Raw genomic sequence first — 23,262 nt, 5'->3', positions numbered from 1 at the left:
CTATAAAAATCAATTCCGTTAAGAGACCTCTCCATTGTCTATGGGTCGCAAAAATGAGAGAAACCTCTAGCGAGGTCTAAAGGTTGAGTAGACCGCATCTAGAGGTAAATGTATGATCAAACGAATGAAAAATGCAATAAAACATTAATTTATAGTAACACAGTGGATCATCACATGACAACTTATTCAGCGATTGTTTTCTCAAAATTCTGAATACTCTCTAATGCGCGGTTTGCCAGCTTTTCGTATTTTTCTTTTTTGTTCCGAATACGTTCTGGCAGTGCAGGAAGTAAACCAAAATTAGCATTCATCGGCTGGAAATGTTTGAAGTCTGCAGTTGTAATATACTGTGCCATGCTCCCTAATGTCGTTTCAGCTGGCAAGACAACACAGTCTTGTCCTTTCGCCATTCGACCTGCATTCAGTCCAGCAATCAAGCCAGAAGCAGCCGATTCCACATACCCCTCAACACCTGTCATTTGACCTGCAAAGAATAGATTCTCACGACGTTTGTATTGATAAGTAGGTTCTAGCAGCTTCGGTGAGTTAATGAACGTATTGCGATGCATAACACCATAACGGACGAACTCTGCTTGCTCTAGACCAGGGATAAGCTGAAGGACACGTTTCTGCTCCCCCCATTTCAAATGCGTTTGGAAACCTACCAGGTTGTATAAGGTACCCGCTGCATTATCTTGACGAAGCTGCACAACTGCATGTGGCATTTTACCCGTGTGCGGATTGATTAGCCCAACAGGCTTCATAGGTCCGAACAACACAGTTTGTTTACCGCGTTTCGCCATTACTTCTAAAGGCATACAGCCTTCAAAATAAATTTCTTTCTCAAATTCCTTTAATTCTGCTACTTCAGCTGTAATTAGAGCCTCGTAGAACACATTGAACTCTTCTTCCGTCATCGGACAGTTCAAGTATGCCGCTTCCCCTTTATCGTAACGAGAAGCCAAGTACACCTTATTCATATCGATTGAATCTTTCTCAACAATAGGTGCTGCAGCATCATAAAAGTATAAATACTCTTCACCCATTAATGCTTTGAGTTCTGCAGCTAAATCTGGAGATGTCAGTGGCCCCGTGGCAACTACTGTGATTCCCTCAGGGAGTGTTTGAAGTTCTTCATTACGAACCTCAATCAACGGGTGATTACGTAATGTGTTAGTTACTGCTTGAGAGAATCCATCGCGGTCAACCGCTAAAGCGCCTCCAGCAGGTACTGCATGCTCGTCAGCACAAGCAAGAATGAGAGAGTCCATTCGTCTCATCTCTTCTTTTAGAACACCTACTGCATTCGTTAGACCATTGGAGCGTAGAGAGTTGCTGCATACAAGTTCAGCGAACTGATCCGTTATATGAGCAGGAGTTTTCCTTACATTACGCATTTCATATAAAGTAACAGGCACGCCTTGACGGGCAATTTGCCATGCGGCTTCACTGCCTGCCAATCCTGCGCCGATGACTGTTACTCTTTGATTTTCTGGCAAAATCAGACACCTCTAATCTTTCATATCATCTGTGTGATCGGATTCGTCAACTGCTTCTTCCTTATGATCACATTGTGTACATTGAATCATAACCCCGTTCTTGCTTCGCTTCTCAATCATCATTGAGCTGCACGCTGGGCATGGACGATTAACTGGTTTATCCCAGGAAACGAAATCACAGGTTGGATATTGATCACAGCCGTAGAATACGCGACCTTTCTTGCTTCTGCGCTCAACTATTTTACCTGTGTGGCAAGTTGGGCAAGTAACGCCGATATCCTTAATGATCGGCTTCGTATTCCGGCAGTCAGGGAAACCTGAACATGCTAGGAATTTACCGAAGCGTCCCATTTTATAAACAAGATGCTTTCCGCATTTCTCACATATTTCATCCGAAACTTCATCTTGAATCTCAATTTCTTTCATTTCTTCTTCTGCAAACTCTAAACGCTTTTCAAAGGAACTATAGAAAGTATCAAGTACTCGAACCCAATCCTCTTTCCCTTCCTCGACAAAGTCCAACTCTTCTTCCATATGAGCAGTGAACTCAATATCTAGAATTTCCGGGAAAAACTCTTGCATTAATTGGATCACAAGCTCGCCTAGCTCCGTCGGTACGAATTTCTTCTCTTCGATCGCTACGTAGCCACGTTTCTGTATCGTTTCTAGTGTAGGTGCGTAAGTACTTGGTCGCCCGATCCCCATTTCCTCAAGAGCACGAACTAAACGTGCCTCTGTATACCTTGGAGGTGGTTGTGTAAAGTGCTGCTTCGGTTCTACACTTTGCTTCGGCAAGGAATCGCCTTTTGACAGAGGAGGCAGCAATTTATCTTCTTCTGTCGTTCCGTCATCATTGCTTTCTACGTATACTTTCATGAACCCAGCGAATTTCATTTTGGATCCGTTCGCTCTAAATACGGTCTCTCCTGCGTTTAAATCAATCGTCATTGTATCCAAGATTGCGGACGCCATTTGGCTTGCAACAAAGCGATCCCACACGAGCTTGTACAAACGGTACTGATCTTTACTCAAGAACGCTTTCATATGCTCAGGTTCACGAAGTACGGAAGTTGGTCGAATCCCTTCATGCGCATCTTGTGCATTCGCATTTTTCTTCAAATACTGACGAGGCGTTTCAGGGTAAAAAGTTGGGCCATATTTCGTCATAATAAAGTCTTTGGCTTCTTCTTGGGCAATCGGAGAAATCCGCGTAGAATCCGTACGCATATAGGTAATTAAACCGACGGTACCTTCTTTGCCTAAATCGATACCTTCATATAATTGCTGCGCCACAGACATCGTCTTGGAAGCACGGAAATTCAATTTACGCGCCGCTTCTTGTTGCATAGAGCTTGTAATAAAAGGCGGAGAAGGGTTACGTTGACGTTCTTTCTCTTTCACTTCTTTCACAATAAACGCTTCATTACCCATAGCAGCAAGAATCAAATCGACATCTTCTTGTGAGTGCAGTTCTTTTTTCTCACCCTTATGACTATGATACTTAGCCTCAAATACCGTTTTGCCCGCATCAAGAACTGCCGTAATCGACCAGTACTCTTCAGGCTCAAATGCTTTAATTTCATTCTCACGGTCTTGAATTAACTTAACCGCTACGGATTGCACCCGGCCAGCCGACAGCCCTTTCTTCACTTTTTTCCAAAGCAAAGGACTGATTTTGTAACCAACAAGTCGATCTAAAATCCGACGTGCTTGCTGAGCATTCACCAAATCTTGATTAATCTTGCGAGGCGTTTTAAACGCGTCCTTAACGGCTTCCTTCGTAATCTCATTAAACACAACACGACAAAGTTCATCTGGACCCACGTCGAGATAATGAGCTAAATGCCAAGCAATCGCTTCACCTTCGCGATCCGGATCCGCCGCTAGATATATTTTTTTCACTTTTTTGCTTGCGTCTTTGAGTTCTTTAAGGATTGAACCCTTTCCACGAATCGTTATGTATTTAGGCTCAAAGTTACGATCGACTTCTACGCCAATTTGGCTTTTCGGAAGGTCGCGAATATGACCCATCGATGCTTTCACGATGAACTTACTGCCTAAATATTTGCCGATGGTTTTGGCTTTTGCTGGTGACTCTACAATGACTAACGAATCTGCCATGGTTCGTCCTTCCTCCCCTCTTGGTTTCAAGGTAAGTTTACTTGGCGAGAAGCAAAACTTCGTGATTAGCCTATGCTCGAATGTATGTTGAACCCGGAAGCTGTTTAATCGCCTTTTTCAATACCAAAGATAACAGAACTCCATGCAAATGTCCAAACGTAAATTGCGTCTCTTCTAATAGAGTGTCAATTGAGACTGGATCATCTGACAGCTTTCGTACAATTTCGACCTCATCTTCAGTCAAAATGAAAGTCGTTTTTTGCTGTAAAGCAACATTTATTTCATCTACATTTATAATGTGTTTATACTCTTCGACAATCTCTTCCACGCAGGTGACTAATTTCGCGCCATCCTTCAAAAGCTTGTGAACTCCGCTGCTTTGTCGTGAGTTAATTGGACCCGGGACCGCGAAAACATCCCGTGAAGCATCTAATGCACATTCAACTGTGATCAATGATCCACTGTCTTCTGCTGCCTCTACAACCGTAACCCCCAAAGATAATCCAGCAATAATTCGATTTCTCTGCGGAAACATGCCTGGCCTCATCCCCGTACCTATTGGGTATTCCGATATAATCACGCCTTCCTGCTCTATGTTACGGAATAACAGAGCATTCTCTCGTGGATAGATCGCGTTGATCGCACATCCAAGCACGGCCACCGTCTTCGCTTTCCCTTGCAGCGCACCAATATGCGCCTTACTGTCTATTCCTCTTGCTAACCCGCTTACAATCCCAAATCCTGCTCTCGAAAGTGAAGCTGCCCACTCTTCAGCAATTTTCTTCCCATACAGTGTAGGGGTTCGGGTACCTACAATACCAAGCAAGCGACCATGTAAGATCGAGGGATCGCCTTTCACATATAAGATCCATGGTGGTTGTGCAATTTCTTGCAGGATTGACGGATAATCCTCATCGAAACGTGTCATGATTCGAATGGCTTGACTTTTATATTGGTGTATCTTTTGTTCAACAAACGCAGGGGTCAATCGTGTCGCAATGGTTTCTGCTATCGTCCTCCGGATTCCACATGAGGCGATCTCACCTGCTGTCAGCCCGGTTAAAACACTTAGTTCAGGGAAACGGCTTAAGAGTTGGTGAATCGATTTCCACCCAATCCCCTCAAGCTCGTGCAAGCCAATTAAACAGTTGCGATTATCCATTAGTATATACACTCCTTCCATGAATGACAAATCTATGCATCTTACTGAAAATAAAAAAACCTCCCAATTCCCAAATAAGGGAAATGGAAGGTTGCTTACCTTCGTGAAACGAAGCTTATTTTTTTGTGATAACTTTATCAAGCATTCCTTTTTCTTCAAGTACGCTAACAAGTGTTGAACCCATTTCAGATGGTGTAGCCGCTACGCGAATACCGCATCTTTCCATAGTTGCAACTTTCTCTGCCGCCGTACCTTTACCACCAGAAATGATGGCACCAGCATGGCCCATACGTTTTCCTGGAGGAGCTGTTTTACCGCCGATGAAACCAACGACAGGTTTTGTCATGTTTGCCGCAACCCACTCCGCTGCTTCTTCTTCAGCCGTTCCACCGATTTCACCGATCATGATAACAGCGTACGTATCTGGATCTTCGTTAAAACGTTTAAGAATGTCGATAAACTCGGATCCTTTAACTGGATCTCCACCGATACCAACTGCGGAGGATTGTCCAATTCCACGAGTTGTCAATTGGTGAACAGCCTCGTAAGTCAATGTTCCGGAACGCGAAACAACACCTACGTGACCTGGTGTATGAATGTATCCTGGCATAATACCGATTTTGCACTCGCCTGGTGTAATAACACCTGGGCAGTTTGGTCCGATAAGAACGGTATTTTTACCTTCTAGGTAACGCTTAACGCGTACCATGTCAAGTACAGGAATACCTTCTGTGATACAGATAACCAATTCAAGCTCAGCTTCAATCGCTTCGATGATGGATTCTGCTGCGAATGCTGGTGGTACATAAATAACGGATGCTGTTGCACCTGTTGCGTTTTTTGCTTCTACAACGGAGTTGAAAACTGGCAGCTTTACAAGCTCACCATTTTCCAAAGTAATATCTACTGTTGTGCCGCCTTTACCAGGAGTTACGCCACCCACCATTTGCGTGCCGTAGTCCAGACCGCCTTTGGTATGAAACAAACCCGTAGCGCCGGTAATCCCTTGAGTAATGACTTTAGTATCTTTATTGACCAAAATACTCATGATCGATTGTTCACATCCCTTATATATTTTCCAAACCGCTCAGGTTTGATTTATTTAACAAGTGCAACGATTTTTTGCGCGCCATCCGCCATGGAATCAGCAGCAACAATGTTCAAGCCGGATTCGTTAAGAAGCTTTTTGCCAAGCTCCACGTTAGTTCCTTCAAGACGAACTACGAGTGGACGCGAAAGTCCTAGCTCTCTTGCAGCAGCTACAACACCTTCAGCGATAACGTCACAACGCATGATACCACCGAAAATGTTAACGAAAATCCCTTTAACTTGCTCATCGGAAAGAATGATTTTGAAAGCTTCAGTAACTTTCTCTTTCGTAGCACCGCCCCCTACGTCTAGGAAGTTAGCAGGGTCTCCGCCGTAGTGCTTGATAATGTCCATAGTGGCCATAGCAAGTCCTGCACCGTTAACCATACAACCGATGTTTCCATCAAGAGCGATGTAGCTTAGGTCATATTTGGAAGCTTGGATTTCTTTCGCATCTTCTTCTTCAAGGTCACGAAGCTCAACGATGTCTTTGTGACGGAAAAGAGCGTTAGAATCAAAGTTTAATTTCGCATCAAGTGCCATAACGTCGCCAGAGCCAGTTACAACCAATGGGTTGATTTCAGCAATGGAAGCGTCTTTCTCAACGAATGCTTTGTAAAGAGCAAGCATGAACTTAACTGCTTTGTTTACAAGCTCATTCGGGATGTTGATTGCATAAGCAAGTCTGCGTGCTTGGAAAGATTGAAGACCGATTGCTGGGTCAACCACTTCTTTGAAAATTTTCTCAGGAGAGTGCTCAGCTACTTCTTCAATTTCTGTACCGCCTTCTTCGGAAGCCATCAAAACGACGCTGCCCGTTGCACGGTCAACAACAACACCTACGTAATATTCTTTCTTAATGTCACAGCCCTCTTCAATCAAAAGGCGTTTAACTTCTTTACCTTCTGGACCTGTTTGGTGAGTGACAAGTACTTTACCTAGAATTTCGCTAGCATATGTACGAACTTCATCGAGGCTTTTGGCTACCTTTACGCCGCCTGCTTTACCGCGACCACCGGCATGAATTTGTGCCTTTACAACGACAACGGACGTTCCAAGTTCTTTTGCTGCTTCAACTGCCTCATCAACAGTAAATGCAACCTTTCCGTTAGGAACGCTGACTCCGTACTGTCTCAGGACTTCTTTGCCTTGATACTCATGGATATTCATTTCCTAAATCCTCCTATCAGTATGGACTTTCTATACGTGCTATACAGGGAAAAGTGTAATTTCCAATTGACGTTGTGCACGAGAAACTATCTTGCTACCGGAATTAGTATCACACTTCTTCGCAAGCCCTAACCATTGTATCACATTATTTTCGACAGTTTCTTTATTTTTTTCGTGAATCCCTTCAAATTTTCCTTTCACACTGAAAAAATTTAACTATCACGTCACAAATAATTACAAATAAAAAAACGTATTTCTCATGTACTGAAAAATACGTCATGCTTCAACTTGATTAATAGAACGATGTTGGTGTTGAATTTACCCGAGGTTCACGCTCTGCTTGCTTGATAAAACGCATCTCATTCGCTGAAAAGTTACAGATTAAGCACTGAATCGTTGGCTCAGGCTCTGGAATGACGCCAGGATCATGGAATTCAGTAATATTCCCGGAAAGTGCATCCTTTAGAAAAGACTGCGAATAGCTCGTGATTACATTAAATTTAATGCGATTTGAACGGCAATTGGGACAAAAATATGGTTTTTCCTGCATATCATCACCTCATCTTCCAGTATGTGCATGTCGCACATTTTTAAAACGTGAAAGTTCATCGACAATATTTGCGTAATTTTACCAATTGCGATTATAATAAAAGAAATTAATCGGATCAATGAGGAAGCACCTTTTATCCAATTCGAAACTCAGTTCTTGTGACTGTGAATTCCGTGGAGAAGAAGGTGTTTTTTATGTATGGCAAAGTGATGAGTGCTTGTTTACAAGGAATTGAAGGTAGAACGATCGAAGTAGAAGTCGATATTTCGAGCGGCTTACCGCAGATCAACCTAGTTGGACTTCCTGATTCAGCGATTCGTGAGTCCGTGGAACGCGTACGTTCATCGATCAAAAATTGTGGTTTTACCTTCCCTATGGACCGAATTACGGTAAACCTCGCTCCAGCAGACTTGCGCAAAGAAGGCTCGTCTTTCGATCTTGCGATTGCTGTTGGTATTCTCATTACGACAGGCCAAGTGCATGTTGAAGGCTTCGCTTCCACCTTATTTCTAGGAGAACTAGCGCTAGATGGCTCTCTTCGTCCTATTCCCGGTGTCCTATCTATGGTCCATGCAGCCAAGAAAACGGGGATTAAGCGAGTTTGTCTATCAACTGCGAATGCGCAAGAAGCTGCTTTAATCGAGGGTGTTGAGGTTTGTGTCATTACGAATCTATCGGATTTCAAAAATTGGAACAAATGTTCTCACATCGAATTTATTTATCAAGCCCCTGAGCATGAATCTAACGAGTTTTCTAAATCAGCTATTAGTCCTCCTGGATATGTTGAAGATTACGCTGACGTTAATGGACAACACCAGGTAAAGCGCGCCATGATGATCGCTGCCGCTGGCATGCACAATTTACTTCTCCTTGGTCCTCCAGGTACGGGAAAAACGATGCTTATCAAACGTTTGCCTTCCATACTTCCGCCTTTAACAGACAAGGAAGCACTCGAAGTTACGAAGATTTACAGTGCTTCTGGCAAATTGACAGACCGTTCCACACTGATGCGTGCAAGATCGTTCCGCGCCCCACACCACTCCATCTCAGCTGCAGGACTCGTCGGTGGTGGAACGATCCCCAAACCCGGCGAAGTAAGTTTATCTCACCGTGGTATTCTCTTCTTAGACGAGCTTCCGGAATTTACACGAAATGCACTCGAGGTACTCAGGCAGCCCCTTGAAGATCGCTACGTCATGATTGCTAGAGCAAGAGCCGTCTACAGCTTTCCTTCCCATTTTATATTAGCCGCAGCAATGAACCCTTGCCCGTGTGGCTATTATGGTGCTGAAACAGAAGCTAATGCTTGCATTTGCAGTCCCGCTAAAATCGTTCACTATCGCTCCAAAATTTCTGGTCCGCTTCTCGATCGCATTGATCTCCATGTTGAAGTTCCAAAACCCAGCTATGCCCAACTGAAAGACAACGTTTCTAATTTGTCGTCTGGTGAAATGCGAGCTACAGTCATGCAGGCCCATATACGACAGCAGCAACGTTATGCCGGAACAGAGATTCAGCATAATAATGAATTGAGTGGAAGACTAATGCGGGAAATTTGTCAATTAACACCTGAATGCGATCAGCTACTGCGTACTTCATTTGACGCATTGGGCTTAAGTGCACGCGCGCATGATCGAATTTTACGGCTTGCTCTCACGATATCGGATCTTGACGGTTGTGATCGCATTCTCCCCGCTCATCTTGCAGAAGCTATTCAATATCGGAATTTAGATAAAAACCAACGCATTGATGAAATTGTGATCTAAGCTAATTTAAATGAATAGTCGCATTCACTGAGAAAAGCCCTTTGACTTGTCATAAGGCTAACTGACTGTCAAAAGGCTTCTTGTATATGTATGATTTGCGGTTCCGAGTTACTTTCTGACATTTCAACTGCGATGACATCGAATTGAATTGATTGCTCATATTTATGAAAGCGATGCATATAAACTTGTGCAATTTCACGAACCTTCGCCTGCTTGCGATAGTCTACCGATTCTTTGGCAGTACCGAATCGGTTAGACGGACGTCTAGTTCGCACCTCAATAAAAATGAGCTTATTCGACTTTTCTGCAATGATATCGATCTCACCAGAACGACAGCGCCAATTCCTCTCAACAATCTGATACTCCTGCTCTAGGAGATAATTGAACGCAAGTTCCTCACCTTTTTTTCCCAACATTTTGCGATCATCTTTATAAAGTTTGTTCATCAATCTAGACCTCGCGAAGGTTTCATACGCTGATCGGATCGATAAATAAAACTTAGTACTTCAGCTACTAATTGATACAGTTCTGGCGGTATTTCTTGATCTAAATCAAGTTTGGATAGCACTTCAACTAACGATTTATCCTCTTGAATCGGAATACCGCTTTCTTTCGCCTTTTGCAAAATAGCTTCAGCCACATGCCCTTTCCCTTTAGCAATGAGGGTTGGGGCTTTCTGTGCCTCTGGTGAATAGCGCAGCGCTACTGCCTTTTTGATCGGGGTAAGCTGTGATTCTTCGAGCGTTTTTTTTGGGGGACTCATGCGCGTACATCAACCCCTTTATAGGTCATAGGGCGATAAAGTTCACTTAAATCTACGCGACCGTCCAAAGATCCTATTTTAGTTACCTCTTCCTTACCTTCTTGCATTTCAGGAGGCTTTGGGTATGGCGAACATTTTAACGAAATAAACTGATAACCCACACTATTCATGGCAGTGGCTATCTCATCTTTGGATGACTCCATCAAACCAGCTAGAGCCGGATGATCATTGTGAATATTCAATGAAACAATTTTGTTCACTACTTGAACATCGAGTAACGTATTTCCCATCACCTTCATCTGAAGATCAAACAAAAGACGACAGTTGCTTGCATCTACCTCCCCACGACTTCCTTTGCGGGATTGAATATGAATAGCTGCTGTTTGCTGACCTGTGTTGTCTAGAAAGGGGACAAACATGGTCATTTGTGTGAACATGGCATTCTTGTCATTCGTCAGCATAAGCTGCTGCCCCGTTATTTGACTGACCGCTTGCTGTGCCGCTTCTTTCAGCGGCGCTGGTGTATCGTCAGATGCTGTGAGTTGAAGTAAAAGGCTTTTTAACGTTTCGGTGGCTGGCTTCGCGCTATCAACTTGTTGATCATCAAAAGTGTTGGTGTGAATTGGCGAAAAGGAGTTATCCGTCGCTTGTTGGCGCACTGGCACAGGATTGCCGCGCTCGTCCAGCTTGGCGGCCACATGTGATTCATGCTCAACGCCAACGGCTTTGAGCATCTTGCTGATCCAGTTGGTCTCTGGATCAGCCTTCGGCGTCTCTTGAGGCGCACTAACTTGCGCCTCTCTAGGGGCAAGCCCTCCCTCCTGCTTCGCAGGCGGGGCTTGCACGGGCGCTGGCGAACTCGCTTGCAGCGGTTCGCCTTGCCGTACAGGCTCAGCGCTGCGCGCCTGAGCCACGTGCACGTCGGCCGCCGGCTTCGCCGAGGCGGCCAATATCCCCGCGCCAGCAGCTCGCGGCGCGGAAGGGGCTTCGCCCGCTTCTGCCGCGGCGGGCGGGGCTGCAAGGGCAGTGGCCGTAGGCTCGCTGCCACGCGGCGCAGCCGCGGTAGTGCCACCAGCCTGCGCAGCAGCTGGTGCATTCGCCTGCGGAGGCGCAGCCGCAGGCGCGTCCGCAGCGGAGGCTGGCGCAGCCGGCTCCGCAGGCCTTACAGCTGCAGCGGTAGCACGCAGCTCCTTGAGCAGCGACACAACCTGCTTGGCGGTATCCGCCGCAGGGTGTGTCGGGTCTTGCTCAAGCAGCGCGTTCGCCTGCTGCTCGAGCTTCTCTAACACCTGGCCTGCCGGAGGGCCGGTTGTCACTTGCTTTAAGGCATCTACTGTCGCAGGTGTTAGCGGCAGCCCCCTTTTCGAGGCTAATACAGCCGCTTGCAGCCACTCTTCCTTACCCACCCCCTGTGGCATCTCACGTATCACAGACTCAAATGCCTTTACATTTTCCTTGGACACGGGAATGCCTTCTTGCTGGATCTGCTGAACCATTTGACGATTGCTTGCCGTATCTTTTATTTCAAAAGCCTTCAAAAGTTCACCAAGTGAATCATCCGCGATCAGCACGTCGGAAGCAACAAGCGGCTTCAAAATAATTTGACCGCCCTTAGATTCCGGTTGAACCTGCAGCATGGTAACATCCCCTTGCTTAAGAGGGGTTTCCAGCTTTGCACGTACTTGCGTGCCACCTATATTCACTAGCGCTTCTTGATCACTCAGGAGTTGAAGCACTACACCTTTGACAATTTGCCCTACCTTTAATTCGAGCGTTTTCGGATCAGCTGCCGTTAAATCCCCGACTAAGTTACGAATTAATCCACTAATATTTATACAGCTCACCTCAAATCTGATTACACGTATGTATAATATCGGCGTCTGATGCCATTTTCGTTACATCTTCATATTAAATGAGGTCGAATAAGAGCTGTTCCGTTTGCGAATCATTTTCTTGCGCTTCGAGCTGAGCCATAATTTTACGAATAAATAATTTCCTATGTAGCAACGTAGGTCCGTATCTCAATAGCATCTCTCGATGGTGCTTTGTTGCATATCCTTTATGTACCGCAATTCCGTATTCTGGATAGAGCTCGTCCCATTCCGCACACATACGATCTCTCGTCACTTTAGCGATGATGGAAGCAGCAGCAATAGACTGACTTAACGCATCCCCATGAATGATGGCTGATTGAGGAAGATCCATGTCCACATTTTCAGCATCAACGAGTAGATAATCTGGTACCTGATCTAGTTTCTCTACCGCTTGTTTCATCGCTAGTCTTGATGCTTGTTTGATATTTAATACTTCTATGTCATCCACGCTAACAATGCCAACACCAACCGATATAGCCTCATTCATTATCTGATCAAAAAGCAGTTCGCGCTTCTTTTCTGACAGCTTCTTAGAATCATTAACGCCTTCAAGCACATGTCCCCTCGGAAGAATAACCGCAGCAGCCACAACATCCCCAAATAAGCACCCGCGACCAACCTCATCAATACCTGCTATCGCCGTGAAACCTTGCTTCCATATGTCTTTTTCATGTTCTAGCACGTGGTATGCCCCTTTCCTATGCCTTCATTATATAGGATCGTCACTTCGTCAAGCCACACCCATTTTTTTCAACTTTATCTCCACAAAAAAAGAAAAACCCAAGGCTCAGCCCCAGGTTCTTCCTGATTCATCATCATTAAAATGGTCGTTCCAATGAAATACGGCCCATTTTCCCAGCCCTCAGATCACGAATAATAATGAGGGAAGCTTTGTCCAAATCGACTTTCCCCCCGCTCACAATAGCGCCGCGCTTACGCCCAATCGCTTCCATGACCTTCACCATTTCTTGAATGTTATCCATATCTTCCGGTAGTTCCTGAACACCAAAGCGTTCCTGGATACCAGCACCATAATGCTGAACCATATATTTAATGGTAAACAAAGCTACGTCATCTAAATGCAGAAGCTCTTCCTTGATGGCCCCAGTTGCAGCCAAACGCATGCCAACCATCTGGTCTTCAAATTTAGGCCACAAAATCCCCGGTGTATCCAGCAGATCCATCTCGGTGCCAACCTTGATCCATTGCTGACCTTTGGTCACACCTGGCTTATCGCCGGTCGCAGCAATCTTCTTACCTGCCAACTGATTAATAAGTGTGGACTTACCGACATTCGGAATCCCAACAATGAGCGCTCTAATCGCACGGGGATTAATCCCTTTACGCAGCATCGTTTCTATTTTATGAGCCCATAGCTGTTTGACGCGAGGCAGAATCTCCTTGACATGCGTTCCGTTCGCAGCGTCAATTGGCAAGGCGGGTAACCCTTGCTCTGCAAAATATTTCACCCATTCTGCCGTTACTTGTGGGTCAGCCAGATCGTTCTTGTTGAGCAATACGAGACGTGGCTTGCCTTTTAAAATCTCATCAACCATTGGGTTCCGGCTGGAAAGCGGGATTCGGGCATCCAAGAGCTCAATCACGACGTCAATTAGTTTAAGCTTTTCCTCGATCTGTCTGCGAGCTTTGGTCATGTGACCGGGAAACCATTGAATGGTCATTTCTCTTCACCTCAAAAATGTATGAAACTAATTTTCTTCACCGGCCAGAAAATCACTTCTGCACGGCCTACGATTTTATTGTAAGGCACAAAGCCAACACTTTTCGTACGACTATCTTTGGAATTCGGACGATTATCACCCATGGCAAAAATCTCGCCTTCCGGCACTTTCGTTTCCGGGAAATCCAGTAATGTATTGTAAGGATGGCCTTCTTTAACCGCTTGATCAATGGCAGCTTGAATAAAAGGTTGGGCCAGTTCTTCACCGTTAATGTACACCTTATCCCCAACTACCTTCACGGTTTCTCCAGGTAGGGCGATGACACGCTTAATATAATCTTTGCCTTCAGGTGCGTGGAAAACGATGACTTCGCCTCGCTTTGGATCACGAATATCGTACACAATTTTATTGACGATCAATCGCTCTCCCGTGAAGAAATTCGGATGCATTGAATCTCCATCAACAATAAATGGGGAGAAGAGGAACCAACGAATAATAATAACAAGCACACCTGCGATTACTAACGCTTTAATCCATTCCCACGTTTCACTTTTTGTTTGCACGGTCTTTGCTGGAGTAGCACTGATCGGCTGATTGGGTTGCATTTGATCGTTATGTTCCATCACTGACGGCCTCTCTTCCAGTTTTGGTATGATCTCTATTATGTCCTATTATGTACAGAAAAAATGAAAAGGAGACTTGACTGAACAAGCCCCCCATTTTACTATCGAATTTCTTTAATTCTTGCTGCTTTACCACGAAGACCACGCAGATAATAAAGTTTCGCACGACGAACTTTACCACGGCGAGCCACTTCAATCTTGTCAATCTTCGGAGAATGGAATGGGAAAGTTCTTTCCACACCCACACCGTAAGAAATTTTACGAACTGTAAACGTTTCGCTGATTCCACCGCCGTGGCGTTTAATAACAACACCTTCGAACAGCTGAATACGCTCACGTGTACCCTCGATAACTTTTACGTGTACTTTAAGTGTGTCTCCTGGACGGAAATTAGGAATATCCGTACGGAGTTGCTCTTTCGTAATCTCTTGAATAAGATTCATAGTTGACTCCCTCCTTCCACACAGGTGTTCATTCCGCTAATAGTTAGTAAAATCTAAGTTGTTATGCGTAGAGGACCACCAGACTCGAACTGTTGAAAAAATCACAACAGAATATATAATATCATAGTCCCAAGATTAATTCAATAGAGAAGATTCCGAGGACTATATATTTTGTTATTGTTATTGTTATTGCTTTTGCTTCTTCCATTCCGCCACCCATAGTTTTTCCTCTTTGGTCAATACTCTGCCCTCAAGTAAATCAGGCCGGCGTTCTAAAGTCCGGATGAGTGACTCTTTGTTCCGCCATTTTTTCACATTGGCATGATGCCCAGATAAAAGCATCTCAGGAACTTCCCAATCTCTGAATTTGGCAGGGCGTGTATAATGAGGATACTCCAGAAGTCCTGTCGAGAAAGAATCCGTCACAGCAGACATCTCATTCCCTAGCACCCCAGGTAGAAGCCTCACTACGCTGTCTATAATGACCATAGCGGGTATTTCACCACCGGTTAGTACATAATCACCAACAGACAGCTCGTCCGTCACCAGGTACTGCCTAATCCTTTCATCATATCCCTCGTAGTGACCACAAATAAACACAAGATGCTCTTCACCAGCTAGCTCTTCCGCTTTCTTTTGGGTGAAAGTCTCCCCTTGCGGACATAGCAGGATGACCCGCGGCTTTATAGCTACTCCTTCAGCTGTTTGATGCGTTGGCAAATCTTCGACAGCACCAAAAATCGGTTCTGGCTTCAGCACCATGCCCCCACCACCGCCATAAGGGTAATCGTCAACTGTATTATGCTTGTTCGTGGAATAATCCCGAAAATTAACCGTGCTGAGCGAAACGATTCCTTTATCACGCGCTTTCCCTAAAATACTGGAAGCGAACACGCCTTCAAACATTTCTGGGAATAAAGTTAAGACATCAACTCTCATTCCAATAACCCTTCCATCAGATGGATCCGAATTATTTTGTTCGGAATATCAACTTTTAGAATGACATCATCTATAACGGGAAGTAACAGCTGCTTGCCTTTAGGTAAAGAAACAACCCAGACATCATTTGCACCTGGTGTTAGTATTTCAGAGATCAGTCCCAGCTCTTGCTCATCTTCTGTAACGACTTTACAGCCGATGATTTCGTGATAATAATACTCTCCCTCTTCCAGCGGCTTTTGATCCTTAGCCTCAATCTTAAGCAGGGAGCCTTTAAATTTCTCAACTTCATTAATATTCGAGAATTGACTGAACAAGACAATGAATACGTTTTTATGTAAGCGGGACGTTTTCACTGTCACCGGCGTTTGCTTATTTTGAGAGTCTACAATGATTAATGAATTTCCCACATCGAACCGTTCTGGAAAATCTGTTTCAGGCACGATTTTTAACTCTCCACGTATCCCGTGGCTATTCACGACTTTACCAACCGTCACTAATTTCTCCGTCATATGTGCTTGCCCAACCTCCACATTAAATTACCTTCTTTTCATATGCGAAAAAAGGCTAGGAATTGAATCCTAACCTCATTTCTTATGAAACGATTTCTACGGCTACCCGCTTCGTTTCTTTCACAGCTGCCGACGTGACGACTGTACGGAGCGATTTCGCAATCTTGCCTTGCTTGCCAATCACTTTACCGACATCGTCGGGATGAACAGAAAGCCTGTACTCGATCTTGTCCTCTTTCTCCACCACAGCGACACGTACCTCTTCCGGATGATCGACAAGAGCCTTAGCAATAACGGTGATAAGATCCTTCATGAACCCACCCTCCGAAAGATAACAGATTACTTCTGTAATTTCAGCTCGTGAAACTTAGTCATCAAACCTGCTTTTGAGAACAGGCTGCGAACTGTATCGGACGGTTGAGCGCCAGTTTGAAGCCATTTAAGCGCTTTTTCCTCATCAAGAACCACAGCTGCTGGTTCAGCAATTGGATTATAAGTACCGATTTCTTCGATAAAACGACCATCACGCGGGGAACGGGAATCCGAAACCACGACACGGTAGAAAGGAGCTTTATGAGCGCCTACACGTTTAAGACGAATACGTACTGCCATTGAAAAATCACCTCCTACTTAGAATAAACACCATTATTTAAAAGGGAAATTTGAATCCCTTGCCTAACTTCTTCATGCCTTTGGCACCTTTCGGTCCCATCATACCTGAGAATTGCTTCATCATCTTACGCATATCATCGAACTGCTTGATGAAACGATTGACTTCCTGCACCGTATTCCCACTCCCTGCTGCAATCCGCTTACGACGATTTGCATTCAGCAGCTCAGGCTTACGCTTCTCTTCGGTTGTCATCGACTTCACAATAGCTTCAACGCGAGCCATTTGCTTCTCGTCAACCTTCATATCTTTCATGCCTTTAATCTTGTTCGCTCCAGGCAGCATATCAAGAATTTGGTCAAGTGGCCCCATCTTCTTCACTTGCTCCATCTGCTCAATGAAGTCCTCGAAGGTAAATTCGGCGTTGCGCATTTTGCGCTCCATCTCTTTCGCCTTATCCATATCGATACCAGCTTGCGCCTTCTCAATTAAGGAAAGCATATCGCCCATACCGAGAATTCTTGATGCCATTCGGTCAGGATAAAATGGTTCTAATGCATCCATTTTCTCGCCGCTCGCAACGAACTTAATCGGACAACCAGTTACTGCCTTGACGGATAACGCAGCACCACCTCGCGTATCTCCATCTAGTTTGGTTAACACCACACCGGATAATTCAAGCTGTTGATGGAAGCTTTCTGCAACATTGACCGCATCTTGCCCTGTCATCGCATCGACAACCAGCAAAATCTCATCTGGACTCGTAGCTTCACGTACATTTTTAAGCTCGTCCATGAGGTTTTCATCAATGTGCAAGCGACCTGCTGTATCGATAATCACGTAGTCATTACCGTTATCCCTCGCGTGTTGAAGACCCGCTTTGGCAATCTCGACAGGGCTCACTTTATCACCTAGTGAGAAAACCGGAACCTTCAGTTGTTCACCCAGTACTTCCAACTGCTTAATCGCCGCGGGACGATAAATGTCACACGCAACAAGAAGCGGTCTGTGATTCTGTTTCATCAACATTTTAGCCAATTTACCTGAGGTCGTTGTTTTACCAGCCCCTTGCAAACCAGCCATCATAATAACCGTCGGCGGTCGATTCGAACGCGCTAGCTTACTTTGTGTACCACCCATAAGGGCTGTAAGCTCTTTGTTTACGATATCGATAACCACCATGCCCGGCGTGAAAGATTTCAGAACTTCTTGTCCGATCGCTTGCTCTTTCACCTTCGCAATAAAGTCTTTCACAACTTTAAAGTTAACGTCCGCTTCAAGCAGTGCCAATCGTACCTCGCGAAGCGCTTCGCCCACATCTTCTTCCGTCAGCTTACCTTTGCTTCTCAGCTTGCCGAACACATTCTGCAATCGGTTTGCTAATCCTTCAAATGCCATGCGCTTCACCTCCTGCTTCTAACTAAGGTTTCAATCCATGCCTACTATTGTATCAAAAAGCTCTGTCACTTTCCTCTTTAGCGCCGGATCACACTCACTCAATCCAGTAACTAAATCTTGACGCAGCTTCATGCGTTGTTCGTGCTTATGTAACAACTTTAACTTACTCTCATATTCCTGCAGTGTCAATTCCGCACGTTTGATATGCTCATAGACCGCTTGGCGGCTGATCGTAAAGTTCTCAGCAATCTCCCCGAGGGAGTAATCATCATGGAAGTACAGTTCAAGAAATGTTCGCTGCTTATCGGTCAACAATGGCTCATAGAAATCAAACAGCAGGTTAATGCGATTCGTTTTCTCCAACATAGGATCGACAGTCATAATCTACCTCCGTAAAGGTTGCACACTTGACAGCAGCACAACAGAACCTATCATACTGAATTCCAAGATGATTGTCAAGCATTATACCTTGTCAGTATTTTCGCCTATCCATTTACCAAAAAGCGCATGCACGAACTGCTCGGAATCGAACGCTTGAAGATCATCCATTTTCTCACCAAGCCCTACAAATTTAACCGGCAGTGAGAGTTCTTGACGGATCGCCACGACGATTCCCCCCTTCGCCGTTCCATCTAATTTGGACAAAACCAAACCTGTCAGACCTGTTTTATCACCGAATAGCTTAGCTTGGCTAAGTGCATTTTGACCAGTCGTTGCATCCAGAACAAGAATAACTTCATGGGGAGCATCAGGCACTTCGCGTTGGATCACACGATAAATTTTGTTAAGCTCCTCCATCAAATTCACTTTGTTTTGCAAACGCCCCGCCGTATCGCATAAAAGAATGTCTACACCGCGTGTTTTGGCTGCTTGTACAGCATCGTACATAACCGCGGCAGGATCTGCACCAGATTGTTGCTTAATCACATCAACACCTACGCGCTCACCCCAGGTTTCAAGCTGCTCAATGGCGCCTGCACGGAACGTATCACCAGCGGCCATTAACACTTTCTTCCCTTGCGATTTGAACATGTGAGCCATTTTGCCAATCGTCGTCGTCTTACCTACACCATTAACGCCAACGAACAGGATTACTGTTAAGCCATTGGGATTAATGTTCAGCCCCGCATCCGCGTCCCCTTTTAGCAATTCAATCAGTTTTTCCGAAAGGATCGGTTGAAGTTCCGCTGGATCTTCAATTTTACGTTTTTTAACTTCAGCACGAAGCTCATCAATCAACTTCAGAACCGTATTCACACCAACGTCCGCGCCAATTAGAATTTCTTCCAGTTCTTCATAGAAATCTTCATCAATCTTCTTACGTCGACTAAATAAATCATCGACACGGTTCACGAACGCATCACGCGTTTTCGTTAAACCTTCCTTAAATTTATTGGTTACCGCCTCAGCCTTACCCGAAATACTTTCCTTCAATCGTTTAAAAAAACTCATAGTTCCTCCTAAATATATCCCCTATTTCTATTCTTATGACGCCGTCATCGTAGCTTCCTCGTCTTCTAGTCGAACCGATACAAGCTTAGAGACGCCGCCTTCTTGCATGGTGACGCCATATAACACATCTGCTTCTTCCATCGTTCCTTTACGGTGTGTAACAACGATAAATTGCGTCATTTCCGAAAACTCTCGTAAATACTCGGCAAAACGAGATACGTTCGCCTCGTCTAACGCGGCTTCTACCTCATCCAGTACACAGAATGGCACTGGTTTTACACGAATAATGGAGAACAAGAGCGCAATAGCAGTCAATGCACGCTCGCCACCTGATAGCAATTGTAGGTTTTGCAGCTTTTTGCCTGGCGGCTGAGCCACAATCTCAATGCCCGTGTCGAGCATGTTCTCAGGCTCCGACAGAATCAAATCTGCGCGACCACCGCCGAATAGCTTCGCAAATACGACTCCAAAATGGGATCGAATCGCATCGAATGTCGTTTTAAAGCGTTTAGACATCTCTAGATCCATTTCACGAATGACTTGATACAAGGTTGTTTTTGCTTCGATCAAATCATCTTTCTGCGAACTCAAGAACTCGAAGCGTTCAGATACACGCGCGTATTCTTCAATCGCACCGAGGTTCACATCACCTAGTGAAGCTATTTCCCGTTTCAACTCACGCACTTTACTCTGTGTACCCTGAATATCCTCAGGTACGGGGTAACGCATTTTCGCCAGCTCGTAGCTAAGTTCGTATTCTTCAGCAAGCTTTTTGAGCAAGTTCTCAAGCTCCACATCAAGACGCGTTACACGAACTTCGGTTTGATGGAGATTTTCTTCCACTTGCTTCAACTGGACACGCTGTGTACGCGTCTCATTTTCCCCATGCTCAAGCTTCTGTAACCAGTCCATACGCTCTGCACGCTTGAACTCGATACTTTCAGAACATTGCTGCTTCTTAAGCTTCAAATCATTTAAGAGCTCAATTTGTAGAACAGTTTCTTGTTCAAGTGTTGCCATATCGCTTTCTAACTGAGTTAATAGACCGCGATTGACTTCAATCTCACGTTCCACATCACTTAGATCCTGTTGCAAGCGCCTTTGTTGATCTTGAAGGGATTGCTTCTCTTGTGAAGTTGATGCCACTTTCACTTTCAAATCTGTCAATTGGCTTTGCAGCTCTTCTTTTTCTGATTCACTTGCTTTACGTGAGCTTTCGGCATCACGAATCGCTTGTTGAAGAGAAGCTTCCTCTTCTTGAAGCTGTGCGAGGGTAGCTTCACTTTCGACTTTTTTACGGCCGAAATCAGTTCGTTCACCCATTAGCGCGTTTCTGTCTTGGCTATCCAGCGTCAGCTGCTCTTCAACTGTGCGGCTTTCAGATTCCAACGGATTCAATTCCGCGCGAATTTGCTGCTCTGTTATGCGCTGCTGTTCACCCAATTGTCGAAGCTGTTCGACCTTCAGCATTTCATCGGTAATTTCTCGCTTCAATGAGCTGGATTGACTTCGAAGACCACTAAGCTGCCCCTCCGATGTTGCGATCTCAGCATCCAGTTCTTCGATTTGACGTTGACGCCCCAACAAATTCGTCGATTTCTTTTGCAAGCTTCCGCCCGTCATGGAACCACCTGGATTAACAACGTCTCCTTCGAGCGTCACGACACGGTAGCGATATTGCGCTTTGGCAGCGATATGATTGGCATCTTCTAGACTCTCAGCTACAACGACATTCCCTAATAAACTGGAGAATATATTCGTATACGTCGAATCGAAAGAAACGAGGTCAACCGCAATCCCGACAAAACCCTTCGACGCTTTCAACGTCTGACTCTCATGATCAGATATCGAGCGTCCACGAATGACATTCATCGGCAAGAAAGTAGCTCGTCCCATTTGACGACGCTTCAAGAAGGCAATTGCCTCACGACCATCTGCTTCTGTCTCTACGATAATATTTTGCAGCGCACCACCTAGTGCTGTTTCAATGGCAACTTCCACATTAGCAGGCACTTTGACAAGTTCAGCCACCGCACCTCGAATACCGCGCAGATCTTTGCGTGTTTTTGCTTTAAGTACTTCCTTAACACCTTGTTGGAAGCCATCATAATCATTGGCCATTTCTTTCATGGTGTCGCGGCGGGAAATTAACGCATCCAGTTTTTGCTCCCATTTCCGCACCATTGTCTGGGCTTCATCCAGCAACCCTTGCTTACTCTTCAAGGCTTGGGTAAATTGGACATAATCTTGCCTAGCTTTTTCTATGTCCCCTACTGTTTCTTGCAGTTTAGTTGAAAGCTCCTGCTTTCGACGCGATATACTCTCACGCTGATCTGCCCACTTCTGACGTTCTTCATCAAGTCTTTCCAACCGGCGCCCGATGCTTTCAATTTGCTGCTCGGCGTAGCGAATTTCATTGCGTGACTGTGCCATACGGTTGAGCGTTTCCAACAATTCACCCTTCAACTGATCTTCAGGCGATGAACTGATGCCTCCGCTTACCCCTTGTAAGCGCTGCTCTTCCGCGGTTAGTTTGGCTTGGAATTCGAAAAGTTGCGCACCGATTTGGATGATTTTATCACGTTGTTCGCTCAAATCTGCTTCTTTATCTAATTTACGTTGCTCTTGCATAGCGATTGTTGTGCTGAGTTGCTGATGATTCGTCACATAGTTCTTCTTCCGTTCTTTGAGAACCTCACCGTGACCCTCACACTTCTCGAATTCTTCACTCAATCCTAACAGACTCTCTTGTAGTGTTTCTAATTCCTCTTCCAGTCTGCGCGTTTCCCAACGATGCTTTTCCAAATGCGCATCATGTTGGTTCACAATTGTAGACAGCTCTGTTTGCTCTTTCGTTAACTTCTCCAGCAGCTGCGTAGCATCATTCCAAGCTACATAGATCTGATCGATCTGATGGACATACATCGAGATCTCACTGCTCTTGAGCGTTTCCTTCAATTCTTTAAAACGAATCGCTTTCTCAGCCTGATCACGAAGTGGCTCAACTTGATCCTCGAGCTCTGAAACTAAATCATGAATCCGCAGCAAATTCTGCTCGGTATCGTTTAATTTCTTCTCCGCTTCTCGCTTGCGTGATTTATATTTAACAATCCCCGAAGCTTCTTCAAAGATGCCTCGACGATCTTCAGATTTCGTACTCAAAATTTCTTCAATTCGCCCTTGTCCAATAATGGAATACGCTTCTTTCCCGATACCGGTGTCCATGAACAACTCCGTGATATCCTTCAAGCGACAAGGTTGTTTATTGATCAAATATTCACTATCGCCATTACGATGTACTCTACGCGTCACCGTCACTTCGTTAAAGTCCAGCGGAAGCGATTGCGAAGAATTATCCAGTGTGAGCGAGACTTCCCCATAATTCACTGCACGACGTGCATCACTGCCAGCGAAAATGACATCTTCCATTTTACCGCCACGCAAAGATTTCGCGCTCTGTTCTCCTAACACCCAACGGATCCCGTCCGAGATATTACTCTTCCCACTCCCGTTAGGACCTACAACCGCGGTTATGCCTCGTACAAATTCGAGTTCCGTCCGATCCGCGAATGATTTAAATCCGGATAATTCGATCCGTTTCAAAAACAT

General features: G+C 45.0%; 22 protein-coding genes. 1 reads left to right on the top strand and 21 read right to left on the bottom strand.

Annotated features, from left to right (window positions below; translation table 11 throughout):
• Positions 1 to 182: 182 nt before the first annotated feature.
• From trmFO to ACSQ8O_RS18170, 6 genes are all read right to left on the bottom strand, one after another.
• Entirely contained in the window at positions 183 to 1,499 is a 1,317-nt protein-coding gene (gene trmFO / locus ACSQ8O_RS18195) for an FADH(2)-oxidizing methylenetetrahydrofolate--tRNA-(uracil(54)-C(5))-methyltransferase TrmFO (RefSeq protein WP_056624898.1), read from the bottom strand.
• Between the two features lie 12 nt (positions 1,500 to 1,511).
• Positions 1,512 to 3,620, bottom strand: a complete 2,109-nt coding sequence (gene topA, locus ACSQ8O_RS18190; protein WP_436242781.1) for a type I DNA topoisomerase — start codon at positions 3,618 to 3,620, stop codon at positions 1,512 to 1,514.
• Positions 3,621 to 3,690: 70 nt separating this feature from the next.
• A complete protein-coding gene (gene dprA / locus ACSQ8O_RS18185; protein WP_436242780.1) occupies positions 3,691 to 4,782 on the bottom strand; it encodes a DNA-processing protein DprA in 1,092 nt (363 codons plus the stop codon).
• 115 nt (positions 4,783 to 4,897) lie between these two features.
• Entirely contained in the window at positions 4,898 to 5,830 is a 933-nt protein-coding gene (sucD, locus tag ACSQ8O_RS18180) for a succinate--CoA ligase subunit alpha (RefSeq protein WP_056624890.1), read from the bottom strand.
• A 50-nt stretch (positions 5,831 to 5,880) separates the two neighbouring features.
• Positions 5,881 to 7,041 (bottom strand): ADP-forming succinate--CoA ligase subunit beta, encoded by a 1,161-nt coding sequence (sucC, locus tag ACSQ8O_RS18175; protein WP_056624886.1) that lies wholly within the window; start codon positions 7,039 to 7,041, stop codon positions 5,881 to 5,883.
• Positions 7,042 to 7,333: 292 nt separating this feature from the next.
• Positions 7,334 to 7,591: a hypothetical protein gene (locus ACSQ8O_RS18170; protein WP_436242779.1), complete on the bottom strand. Its 258-nt coding sequence runs from the start codon at positions 7,589 to 7,591 to the stop codon at positions 7,334 to 7,336.
• A 194-nt stretch (positions 7,592 to 7,785) separates the two neighbouring features.
• On the opposite strand from ACSQ8O_RS18170, the gene ACSQ8O_RS18165 reads away from it, so the two are divergent.
• A complete protein-coding gene (locus tag ACSQ8O_RS18165; RefSeq protein ID WP_436242962.1) occupies positions 7,786 to 9,357 on the top strand; it encodes a YifB family Mg chelatase-like AAA ATPase in 1,572 nt (523 codons plus the stop codon).
• Between the two features lie 68 nt (positions 9,358 to 9,425).
• Here the strand turns inward: ACSQ8O_RS18165 and ACSQ8O_RS18160 are convergent, their stop codons facing one another.
• The 15 genes from ACSQ8O_RS18160 to smc all read right to left on the bottom strand — a co-directional run bounded on the left by ACSQ8O_RS18160 (position 9,426) and on the right by smc (position 23,262).
• Positions 9,426 to 9,803: a YraN family protein gene (locus tag ACSQ8O_RS18160; RefSeq protein ID WP_436242778.1), complete on the bottom strand. Its 378-nt coding sequence runs from the start codon at positions 9,801 to 9,803 to the stop codon at positions 9,426 to 9,428.
• Positions 9,803 to 10,120 carry an EscU/YscU/HrcU family type III secretion system export apparatus switch protein gene (locus ACSQ8O_RS18155; RefSeq protein ID WP_436242777.1) on the bottom strand — a complete coding sequence of 106 codons (318 nt, stop codon included), beginning with the start codon at positions 10,118 to 10,120 and terminating at the stop codon, positions 9,803 to 9,805. Before ACSQ8O_RS18155 ends, ACSQ8O_RS18160 begins: the two co-directional genes overlap by 1 nt.
• On the bottom strand, positions 10,117 to 11,964 hold the full coding sequence (locus ACSQ8O_RS18150; RefSeq protein ID WP_436242776.1) for a hypothetical protein: 1,848 nt from the start codon (positions 11,962 to 11,964) through the stop codon (positions 10,117 to 10,119). Before ACSQ8O_RS18150 ends, ACSQ8O_RS18155 begins: the two co-directional genes overlap by 4 nt.
• Positions 11,965 to 12,028: 64 nt before the next feature.
• Complete coding sequence (locus ACSQ8O_RS18145; protein ID WP_436242775.1) at positions 12,029 to 12,676, bottom strand: ribonuclease HII; 648 nt, start codon at positions 12,674 to 12,676, stop codon at positions 12,029 to 12,031.
• Between the two features lie 136 nt (positions 12,677 to 12,812).
• Positions 12,813 to 13,676, bottom strand: coding sequence for a ribosome biogenesis GTPase YlqF (gene ylqF / locus ACSQ8O_RS18140; protein ID WP_436242774.1), 864 nt, complete (start codon positions 13,674 to 13,676; stop codon positions 12,813 to 12,815).
• Between the two features lie 11 nt (positions 13,677 to 13,687).
• A complete protein-coding gene (gene lepB / locus ACSQ8O_RS18135) occupies positions 13,688 to 14,299 on the bottom strand; it encodes a signal peptidase I (protein WP_056624856.1) in 612 nt (203 codons plus the stop codon).
• Positions 14,300 to 14,400: 101 nt separating this feature from the next.
• Complete coding sequence (gene rplS, locus ACSQ8O_RS18130) at positions 14,401 to 14,742, bottom strand: 50S ribosomal protein L19 (protein WP_028558249.1); 342 nt, start codon at positions 14,740 to 14,742, stop codon at positions 14,401 to 14,403.
• A gap of 186 nt (positions 14,743 to 14,928) precedes the next feature.
• Positions 14,929 to 15,681 (bottom strand): tRNA (guanosine(37)-N1)-methyltransferase TrmD, encoded by a 753-nt coding sequence (trmD, locus tag ACSQ8O_RS18125; protein WP_436242773.1) that lies wholly within the window; start codon positions 15,679 to 15,681, stop codon positions 14,929 to 14,931.
• Positions 15,678 to 16,193, bottom strand: a complete 516-nt coding sequence (gene rimM / locus ACSQ8O_RS18120) for a ribosome maturation factor RimM (protein WP_436242772.1) — start codon at positions 16,191 to 16,193, stop codon at positions 15,678 to 15,680. Before rimM ends, trmD begins: the two co-directional genes overlap by 4 nt.
• Before the next feature lie 82 nt (positions 16,194 to 16,275).
• Positions 16,276 to 16,506, bottom strand: a complete 231-nt coding sequence (locus ACSQ8O_RS18115; protein WP_028558246.1) for a KH domain-containing protein — start codon at positions 16,504 to 16,506, stop codon at positions 16,276 to 16,278.
• A 26-nt stretch (positions 16,507 to 16,532) separates the two neighbouring features.
• On the bottom strand, positions 16,533 to 16,805 hold the full coding sequence (gene rpsP, locus ACSQ8O_RS18110; RefSeq protein ID WP_028558245.1) for a 30S ribosomal protein S16: 273 nt from the start codon (positions 16,803 to 16,805) through the stop codon (positions 16,533 to 16,535).
• A gap of 37 nt (positions 16,806 to 16,842) precedes the next feature.
• Positions 16,843 to 18,201, bottom strand: coding sequence for a signal recognition particle protein (gene ffh / locus ACSQ8O_RS18105; RefSeq protein WP_436242771.1), 1,359 nt, complete (start codon positions 18,199 to 18,201; stop codon positions 16,843 to 16,845).
• 30 nt (positions 18,202 to 18,231) lie between these two features.
• Positions 18,232 to 18,582 (bottom strand): putative DNA-binding protein, encoded by a 351-nt coding sequence (locus ACSQ8O_RS18100; RefSeq protein ID WP_436242770.1) that lies wholly within the window; start codon positions 18,580 to 18,582, stop codon positions 18,232 to 18,234.
• 81 nt (positions 18,583 to 18,663) lie between these two features.
• Positions 18,664 to 19,653: a signal recognition particle-docking protein FtsY gene (gene ftsY / locus ACSQ8O_RS18095; RefSeq protein ID WP_057315728.1), complete on the bottom strand. Its 990-nt coding sequence runs from the start codon at positions 19,651 to 19,653 to the stop codon at positions 18,664 to 18,666.
• Positions 19,654 to 19,686: 33 nt separating this feature from the next.
• On the bottom strand, positions 19,687 to 23,262 hold the full coding sequence (smc, locus tag ACSQ8O_RS18090) for a chromosome segregation protein SMC (protein ID WP_436242769.1): 3,576 nt from the start codon (positions 23,260 to 23,262) through the stop codon (positions 19,687 to 19,689).

This window comes from Paenibacillus sp. LjRoot56 (assembly GCF_964253335.1).
GTDB lineage: Bacteria > Bacillota > Bacilli > Paenibacillales > NBRC-103111 > Paenibacillus_E > Paenibacillus_E allorhizoplanae.
The sequence above is the reverse complement of the archived record's forward strand: the minus strand, read 5'-3'. Positions and strand labels throughout refer to the sequence as shown.

What these genes read in the sequence shown, in the direction of transcription:
- ffh (WP_436242771.1), bottom strand. Translation starts at nt 18,201, where the DNA reads ATGGCATTTGAAGGATTAGCAAACCGATTGCAGAATGTGTTCGGCAAG.
- ACSQ8O_RS18170 (WP_436242779.1), bottom strand. Translation starts at nt 7,591, where the DNA reads ATGCAGGAAAAACCATATTTTTGTCCCAATTGCCGTTCAAATCGCATT.
- ylqF (WP_436242774.1), bottom strand. Translation starts at nt 13,676, where the DNA reads ATGACCATTCAATGGTTTCCCGGTCACATGACCAAAGCTCGCAGACAG.
- sucD (WP_056624890.1), bottom strand. Translation starts at nt 5,830, where the DNA reads ATGAGTATTTTGGTCAATAAAGATACTAAAGTCATTACTCAAGGGATT.
- ACSQ8O_RS18100 (WP_436242770.1), bottom strand. Translation starts at nt 18,582, where the DNA reads ATGACTGTCGATCCTATGTTGGAGAAAACGAATCGCATTAACCTGCTG.
- topA (WP_436242781.1), bottom strand. Translation starts at nt 3,620, where the DNA reads ATGGCAGATTCGTTAGTCATTGTAGAGTCACCAGCAAAAGCCAAAACC.
- ACSQ8O_RS18155 (WP_436242777.1), bottom strand. Translation starts at nt 10,120, where the DNA reads ATGAGTCCCCCAAAAAAAACGCTCGAAGAATCACAGCTTACCCCGATC.
- dprA (WP_436242780.1), bottom strand. Translation starts at nt 4,782, where the DNA reads ATGGATAATCGCAACTGTTTAATTGGCTTGCACGAGCTTGAGGGGATT.
- ACSQ8O_RS18160 (WP_436242778.1), bottom strand. Translation starts at nt 9,803, where the DNA reads ATGAACAAACTTTATAAAGATGATCGCAAAATGTTGGGAAAAAAAGGT.
- rplS (WP_028558249.1), bottom strand. Translation starts at nt 14,742, where the DNA reads ATGAATCTTATTCAAGAGATTACGAAAGAGCAACTCCGTACGGATATT.
- lepB (WP_056624856.1), bottom strand. Translation starts at nt 14,299, where the DNA reads ATGGAACATAACGATCAAATGCAACCCAATCAGCCGATCAGTGCTACT.
- rpsP (WP_028558245.1), bottom strand. Translation starts at nt 16,805, where the DNA reads ATGGCAGTACGTATTCGTCTTAAACGTGTAGGCGCTCATAAAGCTCCT.
- ACSQ8O_RS18165 (WP_436242962.1), top strand. Translation starts at nt 7,786, where the DNA reads ATGTATGGCAAAGTGATGAGTGCTTGTTTACAAGGAATTGAAGGTAGA.
- smc (WP_436242769.1), bottom strand. Translation starts at nt 23,262, where the DNA reads ATGTTTTTGAAACGGATCGAATTATCCGGATTTAAATCATTCGCGGAT.
- ftsY (WP_057315728.1), bottom strand. Translation starts at nt 19,653, where the DNA reads ATGAGTTTTTTTAAACGATTGAAGGAAAGTATTTCGGGTAAGGCTGAG.
- ACSQ8O_RS18115 (WP_028558246.1), bottom strand. Translation starts at nt 16,506, where the DNA reads ATGAAGGATCTTATCACCGTTATTGCTAAGGCTCTTGTCGATCATCCG.
- sucC (WP_056624886.1), bottom strand. Translation starts at nt 7,041, where the DNA reads ATGAATATCCATGAGTATCAAGGCAAAGAAGTCCTGAGACAGTACGGA.
- trmD (WP_436242773.1), bottom strand. Translation starts at nt 15,681, where the DNA reads ATGAGAGTTGATGTCTTAACTTTATTCCCAGAAATGTTTGAAGGCGTG.
- rimM (WP_436242772.1), bottom strand. Translation starts at nt 16,193, where the DNA reads ATGACGGAGAAATTAGTGACGGTTGGTAAAGTCGTGAATAGCCACGGG.